This window comes from Mesorhizobium sp. M0060, from assembly GCF_040323155.1.
Taxonomy (GTDB): Bacteria; Pseudomonadota; Alphaproteobacteria; order Rhizobiales; family Rhizobiaceae; genus Mesorhizobium.
Window position 1 is genome coordinate 1 of record NZ_JAMYUP010000057.1, and the last position, 12,765, is coordinate 12,765.

A 12,765-nucleotide genomic window follows, 5' to 3' on the forward strand; every position below is an offset into this window, starting at 1 on the left:
CGCATGGAGAGCCGGATGCTTGGAAACTTGCACGTCCGGTTCGGAGCGGGGGATGAAGAGACCTGCCTCGGAGACGAGGTAAGGCGCTTCATCCCTACTCTACTGGAGATCCCGCCACTCCTCGTCCTCTTATGCTTGGCAGCCAACGGATGTTGTCGCGGAACAGCAGCTCGGTCATGGCGCTCCTGTTCACAAAAGACGGCTGCAACATGCAGACGTGCAGCGGCAGTAATGAAGGGCGACAGCACGGCGAAGAGCGGCGAGAGCGGCCGGTCGCCCCAATGGAAGCATAGCTCCGCTCTGCAACACGACTTCGGCGCAGCGGCGTCCGGCACCGAGACCACGCAGCAGAGTTCGATGGCCAACCGAGCGCAGTTGCGACGAGATACCGATCTGGAAGCGGGCGGTCATCACGCTGCCTGCCGCTGATCGTCGTCAGCAGTGACGTTGCCAGGCAAGAAGCGAAGGAGATACTCCGCAGCCCTGCTCGCCTGAGAGGCGGCGTTGCGGCGTGCACGATCGCACGGTTGTCTGCGCGAAGCACTCCCAGCCAGGAGCCGATATAGTCGGCATGACGTACGGTCGGTTTGATGCCCAGCGAGGCGCAGCAGAAAGCGGCGCTCATCTCTGCCCATTATCTGAACAGTCAAGCTGTCTATTGATTTGCCACAGCCACGAACTCGCTGATTCCACGCGTTAGTTCGGTCGTGCGTTGGCGTGAGACAGTTTCGACACTCATGGCTATAGTCGTGTGGCTATATCGAGATTGGAAGCCAAGATGCAGATGGACGAAGCCGCCGCCAACCCGGCAGATAACGACGGCAGGGAATCTGCCCCCGCGCAGCGGAGCATCCCCGGTGCCTTTGGTGGAGGCGCCGGCATCGGGGCGCTCGGCGGCCTGATCGGGCTCGGCGGGGCGGAGTTCCGGCTTCCTTTGTTGATCGGCGCGTTCCGGTTCGTTGCACTGGAAGCGGTGATCCTCAACAAGGCGATGAGTCTGGTGGTGGTGGCCTCGGCGCTGCCGTTCCGGGCCGCGGCCGTGCCTTGGGAGGCCGTCGTGGCGCATTGGACGGTCATCGTCAACCTGCTCGCAGGAAGCCTGGCCGGAGCCTGGTTCGGGGCCGGGTGGGCGACGCGGCTGAGATCCGGAACACTCTACCGGATCATCGCGGTTCTGCTGCTGCTGATCGCGGTGGTGCTCCTGGTCGGGCATGATGCGCATGATGGTGGCCACCCGCTGCTTGAAGGGCCGGCCCAGCTCATCGCCGGTGTCGCTGCCGGCGCCGTGATCGGGGTGGTCGCGTCGCTCCTCGGAGTAGCCGGCGGCGAACTGCTGATCCCGACGCTCGTCCTCCTGTTGGGCTGCGATATCAAGCTGGCCGGGAGTCTCTCGCTTGCGGTCAGCCTGCCGACGATGCTGATGGGCTTCACACGCTACAGCCGTGACCGGAGCTTTGCCGTGCTCGGCCGCAACAAGCTGTTCGTCTTCGTCATGGCGGCGGGATCGATCGTCGGCAGCTTCATCGGCGCGCGACTGCTCGGCATTGTGCCGAGCGCGCTGCTGCTGCCGTTGCTGGCGATCATCTTGCTCGTCAGCGCGGTGAAGGTGTGGCGGCATCGTTGAGGCATAGGCAGTCAGCTTAAGCCGGCTGCTGGGCGTGCATCCAGTCGGCGATCTCTTGCGCCTTGCTGGCGGCAGTGAAGATGGCGCGCTTGTCGGAGCGGAGCACCTCAAGCCAGGAGGCGATATAGCGGGCGTGATCGGGCCGCGGCTCGACGCTGAGGTCGAGATCGGCGCAGATCATGGCGCTGAGAAGCTCGACCGTGCATTCCTCCATGGCATAGGCGGCCGAGCCGAACCGCCCGGTGAGATCGCGGTCGAGGCGGTGCCTGGCGCCAGAAGCGTGCCCGCATTCGTGGAGCAGCACGGCGTAATAGGCAACGGCGTCCCGGAAACAGGCGAACTCGGGCATCTGCACGTGATCCCTGGAGGGGATGTAACAGGCCCGCGAGCCGCCGTGGCGGATGTCGATGCTCAGCGCCGCGCAGAAGCGCTCGGCGCGCTCGATCCGCTCGGCCTCGGGCAGCACCGGCACTGTGGGTGGCGTATAGCCGTCGACCTGCGTGCAGTTGAAGACTGTGTAGCCGCGAGCGAACATGCACCGGGCGGGATCGTCGCGCTCCTCGTCGCCGTGCTGGGCGTCCGCCGCGCCGTGGCGATCGGCGATCTTCCAGAACACGACAAGGTGGCCGCGCTCGCCCTTGCGAACCTGAGCGCCAATCTCCTGCCATTGGCGATAGGTGCCCCAGATGCCGGCGCGGTAGCCAGCCGCATGTGCCGCAGCCCAAAGGGTGATGACGTTGACCCCGCGATACGTCTTGCGTGAGGCGACGTTGACGGGGGTGGTGATGGCTGATCCGTCATGGTGCCAGGGTATCCGGTAGTCGCCGGCGCCGGCCTCGATGGCGGCAATGATCTGGTTGGTGACGCGCTCATAGATATCGTCAGTGGTCCAGGCCTGGTTGTTGCGATCTGTGGTCATCGGTGCCTCCTGTGCTCGCCCTCTCCGTCGAGGGCGAGGCGACAGGGGCGGACGCGGGAAGCCGGGCCGTCACACCCTGTTCTCGGTGCTGGTGCGGAACAGGGTTGATGGGCCGGCAGCGTTCGCCACAACCGAGCCCCTGCCTCGACGGGCGAGCGCAGGAGGCGCCGACCATGACGATCGGCGAGTTCGGATCGGACCGATTATGATGATGCGCGGCTCTCAGCCGGCGCCGTCATGAGGCGGGCGCCGCAGCGGGACGCCTCTGGCTTCCATAGATCGGGCCAGTTCCTCCCGCAGACCGTCGATCACGCCATCGCGCTCGGCGACCTGCAACGTCAGCACCTGGATATGCTAGCGCAAGCGTGGGGACGCGCGCCCGCAGTTCGGCCATCTCGGCGCCGCGCACGGCGCGGAGCTCGGCTTCGAGAGCGCGGACGCGCTCCTTGAGGGCCTTGGGAGAGGATCGTCGGTGACGCGCTTCGGCCGCCCGGAACTCGGCGAGAAGTGCGACGCACGGTTCGCCGTCGCCCGGCTGACGCCGGCCTCGCGCGCCAGATTGGCGATGGTCAGCGCGCCGTCGGTGCGCTCGGGGCGGCCCTCGAATAGTCGCGCCAGGGCCGCCCTCAGCGCGGCTTCGCTCTTCGGCCCGGGGCGCGATCATGCTTCACCATCCATAGAGGTGCAATCAGCCGGCGCTTGGGCTCGTTGTCCCGCAGGATCGCTGTGCGCTGGAGCGGTGAGAGACGCCGGTCGGCCACAGCGCTTCGCCCTCCACGATCGAGGCCTGCCAAGGTTCGCGGTGGCGGGCGGTCAAGCAGGCGTTCACGGTCCGAGCTGCATCGCGACAAGGCCGGCATCGATCGCTCAGAGTCCGGCGAGCCGCTGAGGCAGAGCGCGGTTGCGGCTTCGAACAGGCAGTCGTTGAGGAATCCGACGTGCAAGGTCCGGCCGAGATGGGCCAACATGGTGCGCAGCCGCTTGCGGTTCATGATCCGGCCAGGAAGATCGCCAAGCTCGTCCTGCGCGCGGGCGAACTCGCGCCGCAGCCGCGCAGCACCCGGTCCAGCCGGACCGTCACGGCGCAGATAGGCCTCGTAGTAGGTGACAATGTCGTCGAGCTGGCCGAGCGCGCGCTCGCGCTCGACAGCACGGCGGAAGTCGGCCTGCGCCGATTAGGCATAGCCCTCGAACATGGCGACGGAGGAGTGCTTGTACCGGATCTTGCCGGCGACGGTGCCGAACGGCCGGTTGGCGATGTACCAGGCGATCGTGCGGCGGAGCTGCCGTGTCGTGAACTTCCAGGGTTCGTCGTCGATGCGCGCGATCGCCGGTCCGCCTTGCGAGCGCGCGTCGAGGCCGTCGCGGAAGAGGTTGAGCGTTGGCGTCGCACCCAAGTCGAGATGATCGTTGCTCCAAGGCCAGTCCTTGAGCGCCACCCAAAGGGATGACAGCCCCTTCTCCTTGCGATTGCGCGCCGAGCACCTCCATCACAGCGACGGCGCGGGCGACCGGCTCGATCGTGATCCAGTCGGCCTGGATGCCCCGTGCCCCACGGCGCTTGTAGACGGTGCTGCGCAGCCGGTACCGCTCGACCAGGCCGTCGGCGCTGCGCACCGGCGACACACAGCCCGACTGCATCGCCTGCACCTCGCTATCGCGCATGCCAGTGAGGTAAGCGCAGACGAGATAGCAGGCACCCTGCAGCATTAGCCGAAAGCCGGGCGCGCGGGCGTTGCGGCGCAAGAGCGGCCCGGCCGGCAGTATGGAAGACGTAGGCCGAACCGATGGCCGATGCCCGTCAGGAGTGGCCGGATTGGAAGCGGAGGCCAGCCAAAGACTTGTTGGTGCGATCATTCCGATTAACAGGTCGAAGGCGCATTTTCGGCGCAGCACCTCCGGTCGGCGGTTTTCGCAGCCGATTTTTTGGAGAAGAGTTCTCCGGTAGCAGTGCATCCAGAACGGCGAGACAGAAAAGCACGCTCAACGAGACCCGCGAACGGATCGGATCTGAGAACTGCTGAGGACTCCTTATTGAAAGTCCCCGACCAATTCGACGAGACCACGCCTCTGCGCGTCGAGATCGCTGCGCGAATTGCCTTTCCCGACGGCTCGATGAGCGCAGCGGGCTTGCGCAAGGAACGTGACGCCGGTCGACTTGAAACGGAGCTAATCGCCGGAAAGGAATACGTCACCTTGATGGCAATCGCTAGAATGAGGGAACTATGCCGCGGACGTCGAAAGGGCCACGCCTTGTATGGCGTGACGAAAGCTGGAAAACCGATGGAATGCTCCGAAACAAAGCTGGATGGTTTATCCGCGATGGAACAACCTTCATCAGCGCTGGCGGCAGCGAAAAAGGCCGTCCAGGAACTGAAGCGGAAAAGGCGCTCGCCGCCTACATTGCAAGCAAATACCACCAAGCGCGCGGAGCCGAAGATGTCTTGATTGCCGATGTGGTCAACCTCTACCTTAAAGAGGTTGCACCGAAGCACGCCACACCAGAAGAGACGGCGGCTCGGCTGGACAAGATCCTCGATTTCTTCGGGGAAAAGACACTCGCCGCCATCAACGGCAAACTCTGCCGCGAGTACGTCTCGTCGCGCCCCACCGAAGCCGCGGCGCGCCGCCAACTCGAGGATCTTCGTGCGGCCATCAACTATTACCGCAAGGAGGGTTATACAACCGCCGCACCGACGATCACCCTGCCTGACAAGGCCGCTGCACGCGAGCGCTGGTTGACCCGCAGTGAGGCGGCCGCCCTCATCTGGGCCGCTTGGCGTATGAAGCAGACTTGGAAGGGCCAAGAGAGTGGTCGGCGCACCGGGCGACATCTCGCGCGCTTCATCCTCGTCGCGCTTTATACAGGAACGCGCTCGGCCGCAATCTGCGGTGCCGCCATGCGTCCAACCAAAGGGCGCGGTTATGTGGACCTCGACCGCGGTATCTTCTATCGCGGTGCCGCTGGCGCAAGGAAAACCAAGAAGCGCCAACCCCCCGTGCCCCTGCCGGAGCGGCTGCTGGCGCACCTCCGGCGCTGGGCGCGCACTGATCTCCACATCGAGACCAAATCACGCGGCAAAAGTGCGAACATCGGTCGCAAGATATCGCAGGATTTTGTCGTGGAGTGGAATGGAAAGCCGGTGCAATCGATAGACAAGAGCTTCAAGACGGCGCGCGAAATCGCCGGCCTGGGGCCCGACGTCACTCCGCACGTGTTCCGCCACACCGCCGCGACTTGGATGATGCAGGCCGGCACCGATATGTGGCAGGCGGCGGGCTTTCTTGGCATCACAGTGGATGTCCTGATCGAAACTTATGGTCATCATCATCCTAATTTCTTGGCAGACGCCGCCGAGAAGATCACGAAGAAGCCCGTTTTCGCCAAGTCGCCGAAAACCGTCCTCAGGATAACTCAAACTACAAAACACGAACGCGGTGTGCTCATCCCACAGGTTTCCCACAGAGAGGGCGAAAGGAAACGCGACCAGTCGTGAGCGAGCGTGACGAAGGAGCCCAGGAACTTGCGGTCTGCCGGCAAATCCACATCGTTCGGGACGATGGGCCTGCAGGTTCAAATCCTGCCACGCGCACCACCGCCCAAAGGATCCACTCCGGCTCCCCGGGATCGGCGAAGCCGCGAATTACGAATTCTCCATAGCCCTTCGCCAAGAAGCGCCGCAAGAACCCAAGATGCGAAAACGCGACCGAGACCGCGCGGAAGCACCTCGCCTCGCTGGCGGTCGCCTACGTCGCTTCGAGACCAAGCTGTCGCTGTCGCTCGCAAGGGTGGTGAAGTGCGGACCCGTGATCTGACGAATGCAGGAATCCCCCTGGTGTTACCTATCCCGGATGCGCGAGGAGGGTCTGCTTGTGAAGGTCGGTTACGGGCGGTATCGCGCCGCGGAGTCCACCGCCCCGTGATCTTGAGCCGCATCCAGGACTTATCGATCGCGAATGCCTCGGGCCATCTCCTGGATGCAGGAAGCATACTGCCGTGGGCAAATATCGAGCTCAACGAGCTTGCAGCGCTTGTCAATGACTTTGCGGCCTACGTCGAGGAACTGGCCGGCAAGGGCGATTTTGCACTCGAGCTTGTTCCGACAACCGCGGCTTATGGCAAGTTCCCCACCCAATCAGGGCGTTCCGCGACGGGGGTTGAAGCGAGGGCCAAAGCTGTCGTCAGGCCCAAAGCTGTCGTCAGGCATTGTCGGGTGCTAAGCCGATGGGGAAGCAGTGAGCATTACCGTTCGATACCGATCCAGAATCAACGGCCTGCTTTGCAATGTTGACACCTTCCCCGACGACTCAATGATGCCGACCGGGCGAATAGCTGGTGGGATCGAAAGCTTGATATCCTCGGCAGTGAGATTTGCGATCAGGAGGCGGGTGCTCTCGCCGATGCGATATGCAACAACCGCGATGCCGGAGCGATCGACCGCAACTTCGTAGCGTTCGGCGCCCGACGCTGTAGCCAGTTCGGCGTGGACTGCCTGGACCGGGAGGCGCCCCCCGGCGCCGTTGAGCAAGCCGAACGACCCCGTTGGGGACGCGACGATAAGACGATCGACGCCCGCTGCTGCAGCCTGCGCAGCGACACCGACCGCGAAAGCCGCCCCGAATAACGCATTATGCCGGGGGTCCTCGTCAGCAGCAGGGATTCGCACACGGGCAGGATTTGCTACCACACTCTGTCCGTAGGGATTGTGCCGCATGCCGATCGTGCACGGTCCAAGCCAGATCGGTTTTTGTGAAGTTAGTCGTCGCGCCGTTGCGATGACGGATGGATAGACGCCCAACGTTTCCATCACCGATAGATCGTCGGCCGCATGAACGATGGCTGCATTGCCGAAGAAGACGAAATCGGCATTGCCGGTCGGTGGGTTGTGATTGAATTCCGTGAAGAAGGATGGCGTCCCGGCGCCAATAGCAGCGGTGATACCGGTTGTTTTGAGCGCGTTCACCAGATCGCTGACGGGCCGTTCGCCTATAGGCACCAGGTTCGACACCCGCGTCCTGAATTCGCGCCGGGGCGAAACCAGGATTGCGCTCGGATCGACACCCGACGATCTGATTGCATCGACGACAGTCCTTGCCTCGGCTGTCGGATCAACTGCATCAAAGATCACCTCGATCGCCAGCCGGGCACCGATCGAGGCTGCGAAGGTCGCCGCTTTGCCCAGCGTGCGCTCGTCATGCCCGCGCCAACCATCGAAGCGGACAATGATCTCCGGCACAGGGCCAAGCAACGAGGCACCGGCCACAGCCGCGGGCAGGTCGTCAGGATCGAGGAACAATGCCATGGACGGCATCCGTCCAGCAGGTGCACCTAGCGTCAGCGTCGCCTTATCGACGGCTCGGGGTCGCGTCGCCGATGTCTTGGCCTCGATGGAGACCGTAACACGCTGGATATCCTTCGACCCCTTGCCGATGACATAAGGGCGGGGTTTCGACAGCGGACGGACATAGGTCTTGAACGAGGCGTCGGTCCAGTTGCGCTGATCCTCCATCTCGAAGGCATCGCCTTCCATGGCGACCGTGCAGGTGAGGCCGGGCGTGGGTTCGTGCGTCAGTGCGCTGATGTCGAAGGCCGGCTGATCCGGGCTGATCATCTCCGGAAATATCGTCTCCTCGATTAGGCCGTCGCTATGTCTGATCGTCAGCCTTCCGCCCGCGGCCTCCGACGGATGCAGAACGACGAAACCGGTGCGATTGGTCGGAAAATCGGTGAGGGCGACGCCCTCCGCCTCCATCACCAGCCCACCCGAAGCTTTGCCCGCAATTTTCATTCGGTAGGAAAAGCTGCCCTGCGGACCGGTGCACAGCCCGTCATAGCTGACCTCGAACGCAGCCTCGCCTTCCGATACCCGGATGTTCGAAAGCTCGGCCTTGTATGTCCCCCAAGACGCATCCCGTGCCAGATAGTTGATGGCGCGGACGACCTCGATGCTGGCGAAGCAGACCGTGCGAAGGTTGCCGTGTTCGAGGATGGCGGTCAGCGGTCCTGCAGCGAGAACCCGGCGCTCGGCAACCGGCTCGTCCGTGCCGAACAGATCGAAGTTGCTGACACCGGCGCTCATGTCCGTTCCGGAGTCTTGGCGTTTTCCTGGACCGCGTAGGCAATGACCGTCTTGCTGATCACGAGGTCACGCGAGCGTTGGTCGAATTGACGGAAATGCTCCGAGGCGAGATGCAGATCGAAAGCGGCGCGATCCTTGTAAATCTCATATAGGAAGACACATGTGGTCTCTGCCGCGTGCTCGCGTGTCAGCACGTCGAAGCGGAAGCAATCCGGCTCGAGTTCGACGGAAAGCGCCGCATTTTCACTGACCAGCCGATGGAATTCGGGAAAGGCACCCTCTACGAGTTCGAATGCCACGGTGATCGCGAAAGCGGCGGCGCTGACCCTTTCCTTCGCTCGTCTTGGCGCTTTTCCCCCACCCGTCGTCATTGCGCCCTCCGACCCTTTGAGGCGACGCTGAGACTTTCCTTCCACTGTGCCGGTACGATTGCCCGGTGTTCCGCCGCCGCGCGGTATGCGGCGTCAACGAGGGCGTAAGTCCTGAGGTTGTCCTGACCCGATGTTTCGGCAGGTACGCCGCGCTGCAGACAGTCGAGAAAATGCCGGCAGGCAACAAACGCGCCTTCCTGGGCGACATGCCAGGGAGCGCTGGTCCATGACCGCAGCGGCGAGCCGATGTCCTCTTCGGTCGTCGATCCGTTTCTGGTCACCCGCATAAGCGAGCCCGGGCGAACGATGATCGAGCCTTTGTCGCCCTCGATCTCTACCAGCGTTTCCGGGAACGGGTCGGGGTCGCGTCGCGCCTCGTATGTGCATTCGACGACGCTGACGGTGCCGCTGCGATGACGCAGAAGCATCGTGGCCGTGTCTTCGGCTCGCACCTTCGGGTTGCGGCGCTGGGTTTCACAGGAGATACGCTCGACCTCGCCCAGAAAGAAACGTGCGAGGTCGAGCACGTGGACGCCGACGTCGGCGATTGCCAGGCGTTCCTCGTCATAGAAGTAGGGCTGCGTGCGATAGACGTCGAAACCGGTTCGAAATGTCACACGCGCCCAGCTCGGGGTGCCGATAGCACCGCTGTCGATGACGCGGCGGACATGCCGCATCGGCGTCTGGAAGCGAAAGTTCTCGTGAACCGCGAGCCAAACGCCCGCCTTGTCGGCTGCCTCCACGATGGCAACGCAGTCTTCCCAGGCCGGAGCGAACGGCTTCTGCACGATGGTGGCGCTGCCGCGCGAAATCGCCAGTTCGCAGAGCGCGCGGTGCGTGTCGTAGCGAGTGACGATATCGACGGCGTCAAGGCGCTCGCTTACGAGCATCGTCGCGGCGTCCGTATGGAACGGAACGCCGAAAGCACGGCCGGCCGCTTCGGCCTTGCCGGCATCGACGTCGCAGACAGCGGCAAGCACCGCGCCTTCTCTCGCAAGATCCTTCCACGCATGCAGATGGTTCTGCGCGTAGAAGCCGCAGCCGATGACGCCGATGCGGATCGCCCCCTTCGCCATTTTTATCCCGCAACGATCGGTGTTCTGAGGATGCCGATACCCTCGGCTTCGATCTCGACGACGTCGCCGGCCTTCATGAAGATCGGCGGCTTCTGGAAGATGCCGACGCCTGCCGGCGTTCCCGTCGAGACGATGTCGCCGGGTTCGAGCGGAATATATTGCGACAGGAAGGAAACCAGCAGCGGCAACGAGAACAGCCAGTCCGACGTGCTGCCGTCCTGCAGCGTCTTGCCGTTCAGCCGCGTCTTCAGCGCAACATTGTCGGGATGCGGCATCGCGTCTGATGTCACGATGCACGGACCGATCGGCGAGAAGCCGGCAAAGTTCTTGCCGATGGTGATCTGGTTGTCTTTGAACTGAACGTCGCGTGCCGAAATGTCGTTGAGCAGCGTGTAGCCGAAGATCGCCGGCATCACGTCGGCTTCCTTCGCCTTGTGCAGCTTCCTGCCGATGACGGCCGAGAACTCCACCTCGTAATCCATCTGCTCGGTCCTGACCGGCTTTTCGACCGGAACGTCGGGTCCGACAACCGAGGTCGGCAGCTTGGTGAAGAAGAACGGCTCGGTCGGCATTTTCGCGTTGGGGTTTTCCTCGGCGTGGCCCTTGTAGTTGATGCCGGAGCACAGCACCTTGCCTGGTCGGATAGGGGCTTCGAGCGTGACATCGGTCAACGCATAGCGCGGCGCCTTGGCGACGCCACCACGGATTTGATCCAGCATCTTTTTGCCGCCTAGCACGATCTCCATCACGCTGCCGACGATGCCAGCCTCTGTCAGGCACGCGACGTGATCGCCGTCGAGCACGCCGGCATGATGGGCATGGCCTCCTTTGCGATGGGAGAAAGTAACGAGCTTCATCTAGTCCTCCGGAAGGAATACGGCCTTGTGCAGGGCCATTGGATTTTCTGCGAGTTTCTGGAAGACATCCGGTGCTTCGCCGAGTGCGAAAGAACTTGCGATCTTCGGGTAATGGATCTTGCCGGAGGCGAGCAGGGCTAGTGCCTCGGGAAAGCACTCGACCGAGGCACGCGAGCCGAGGATCGTCACTTCCTTGCGGGTGAAGTCGAGGCCGGGGAAGGTGATACCCTGGCCCTTCTTGACTAGGCCGAGAATGACGATGCGTCCGCCGGCGGCTACGAGATCGATGGTCTCTTCCATCGCTGGTGCGGCTCCCGTCGCTTCCATCACCACCGGCATGCCTTCGCCGTTGGTGATTTCGTGCACGCGTTCCAGAAGGCCGGCTCCGCCGGCGACCGGTATGGCGCCGAGGTCGGCCGCGGTCGATAGGCGCTCGGCCGAGAGATCTGTGGCGTAGACCTTTGCACCGGCGGCGCGGGCCACTTCGACGATCGCCAGCCCGATCGGTCCGGCGCCAAGCACGAGCACCGTATCTTGCGAGGTTACCATGCCGCGGCGGCAGCCCTGCACGCCGATGGCCACCGGCTCGGCGAACGCCGCCTCGAAGTCGGTGAGCGTCTCCGGCACGACATTGAGATTCTGAACTGGCGCCGTCACGAAATCGGCGAAGCCGCCTTCGCGATGGACGCCGACAATGGTGAGATTGGCACAGCAGTTTCGCTTGCCGATCCGGCAGGGATAGCAGTGTCCGCAACCGATGAACGGGTCGACGACGACGCGTGTGCCGATTGCAGGACCGGTGGTGCCGACGCCATAGGCTTCGACGACGCCGGCAATCTCGTGGCAGCCGATCCTTGGATAGGTCACGTAGGGATTCTTGCCGGTGTAGATGTAGAGATCGCCGGCGCAAAGCCCGGCAGCCCTGACGCGAACCTGCACCTCTCCCGCTTGCGGCTCCGGCTTCGGCACCTCGGCCATGCGGATCGAAAAGGGGCCGTCAAAGATCGCTGCAAGCATCGCGTCAGGCCGCCTTGGCCGGCCGCACGACCTTGCCGTTGCGGTCGAATTCGATCCAATCGCCGGCACGCAGCAGATAGGGATCGGCAATCGCTTCACCGCGAGCCTTGGCCGCGCGATGGTGCTTCATGTATTCGGCAACGTCCTTGTCGTCATCGAGCTTGATGTAGTGGCAAGGGAGCACCGTCTCGAGGCCCAGCCATTGCGTGGCAAGCACTCCTTCATACGGGCTCATCTCGCCGGTCAGCATTTCGCCCGGCATCGGATTGAGATGCAGGATCTCCTGCGGGTTGGCGATGCCTATGCAGCCGACATTCGGCTTGTAGAGCTCGGCCTGCAGCTTGATGTCCGAGAAGATGGCCGTATCGCCGTAGTGGTAGAAGCGCAGATTGTCGTCGGCGTAGACGATGAAGGCCATCGGCACGCCGGAAATGAAGGAATTGTCCTTCAGCCTGATTTGTGACCAGTGATGGCATTCGAGCGGCTGGATCTCGATGCCTGCGACCTTGACCCGGATGCCCCAGGTGGTGGCCCGGATCTGGTTGGCCGGAATGCCGCGGTCCATCAGCCAGGCCTTGACCTCGCCGCCGCAGACGATTGGACAGCCATATTTGGCGGCGATCTTGTCGGTGTCGCCGAGGTGGTCGAAGGCCGCATGGCTGACGATGACCAGATCGACATGATCGAACTCGGTCGACTTTGTCGCCGCGCCCGGATTCTGATCCAGGAACGGATCGCACAGGATGCGCAATCCGTCGCGTGTCAGGATTTCGTAAGCGGCGACACCATGGAAGCGCATGCGGGTGGTTGGATGGGTCATG

11 protein-coding genes and 1 pseudogene are annotated in these 12,765 nt (G+C 63.3%); 3 read left to right on the top strand and 9 right to left on the bottom strand.

Going from position 1 to position 12,765, the window contains the following annotated elements; translation table 11 throughout:
- Positions 1–231 precede the first annotated feature (231 nt).
- Entirely contained in the window at positions 232–429 is a 198-nt protein-coding gene (locus NKJ94_RS30550; RefSeq protein ID WP_352530661.1) for a hypothetical protein, read from the top strand.
- On the opposite strand, the pseudogene NKJ94_RS30555 reads toward NKJ94_RS30550, so the two are convergent.
- Positions 411–631: pseudogene (locus NKJ94_RS30555) on the bottom strand (zincin-like metallopeptidase domain-containing protein); the annotation flags it as partial. The gene NKJ94_RS30550 and the pseudogene NKJ94_RS30555 overlap by 19 nt on opposite strands.
- 153 nt (positions 632–784) lie before the next feature.
- Here NKJ94_RS30555 and NKJ94_RS30560 point away from each other — a divergent pair.
- Positions 785–1,624, top strand: a complete 840-nt coding sequence (locus NKJ94_RS30560) for a sulfite exporter TauE/SafE family protein (protein WP_502896146.1) — start codon at positions 785–787, stop codon at positions 1,622–1,624.
- A 16-nt stretch (positions 1,625–1,640) separates the two neighbouring features.
- On the opposite strand, the gene NKJ94_RS30565 is transcribed toward NKJ94_RS30560, so the two are convergent.
- Together NKJ94_RS30565 and NKJ94_RS30570 are read right to left on the bottom strand one after the other, a co-directional pair.
- Entirely contained in the window at positions 1,641–2,543 is a 903-nt protein-coding gene (locus NKJ94_RS30565; RefSeq protein WP_352530601.1) for an ArdC family protein, read from the bottom strand.
- A 1,175-nt stretch (positions 2,544–3,718) separates the two neighbouring features.
- Complete coding sequence (locus NKJ94_RS30570) at positions 3,719–3,940, bottom strand: hypothetical protein (RefSeq protein ID WP_352530603.1); 222 nt, start codon at positions 3,938–3,940, stop codon at positions 3,719–3,721.
- 891 nt (positions 3,941–4,831) lie between these two features.
- On the opposite strand from NKJ94_RS30570, the gene NKJ94_RS30575 reads away from it, so the two are divergent.
- Positions 4,832–6,040, top strand: coding sequence for a tyrosine-type recombinase/integrase (locus NKJ94_RS30575; RefSeq protein ID WP_352530605.1), 1,209 nt, complete (start codon positions 4,832–4,834; stop codon positions 6,038–6,040).
- Positions 6,041–6,760: 720 nt separating this feature from the next.
- Here NKJ94_RS30575 and NKJ94_RS30580 read toward each other — a convergent pair.
- Genes NKJ94_RS30580 through NKJ94_RS30605 form a run of 6 tightly spaced genes read right to left on the bottom strand, consistent with a single transcriptional unit; the run spans position 6,761 to position 12,764 of the window.
- Positions 6,761–8,623 (bottom strand): D-apionate lactonase family protein, encoded by a 1,863-nt coding sequence (locus tag NKJ94_RS30580; RefSeq protein ID WP_352530607.1) that lies wholly within the window; start codon positions 8,621–8,623, stop codon positions 6,761–6,763.
- The gene (locus tag NKJ94_RS30585) at positions 8,620–8,994 is read right to left on the bottom strand and encodes a putative quinol monooxygenase (RefSeq protein WP_352530609.1); all 375 of its coding nucleotides are present in this window, start codon (positions 8,992–8,994) and stop codon (positions 8,620–8,622) included. Before NKJ94_RS30585 ends, NKJ94_RS30580 begins: the two co-directional genes overlap by 4 nt.
- Positions 8,991–10,070, bottom strand: a complete 1,080-nt coding sequence (locus tag NKJ94_RS30590; protein ID WP_352530611.1) for a Gfo/Idh/MocA family protein — start codon at positions 10,068–10,070, stop codon at positions 8,991–8,993. The genes NKJ94_RS30585 and NKJ94_RS30590 overlap by 4 nt, the downstream gene beginning before the upstream one ends.
- A 2-nt stretch (positions 10,071–10,072) precedes the next feature.
- Entirely contained in the window at positions 10,073–10,927 is an 855-nt protein-coding gene (locus tag NKJ94_RS30595) for a fumarylacetoacetate hydrolase family protein (RefSeq protein ID WP_352530613.1), read from the bottom strand.
- Complete coding sequence (locus NKJ94_RS30600; protein WP_352530615.1) at positions 10,928–11,944, bottom strand: zinc-binding alcohol dehydrogenase family protein; 1,017 nt, start codon at positions 11,942–11,944, stop codon at positions 10,928–10,930.
- Between the two features lie 4 nt (positions 11,945–11,948).
- Positions 11,949–12,764 carry an MBL fold metallo-hydrolase gene (locus tag NKJ94_RS30605; protein ID WP_352530617.1) on the bottom strand — a complete coding sequence of 272 codons (816 nt, stop codon included), beginning with the start codon at positions 12,762–12,764 and terminating at the stop codon, positions 11,949–11,951.
- Position 12,765 lies beyond the last annotated feature (1 nt).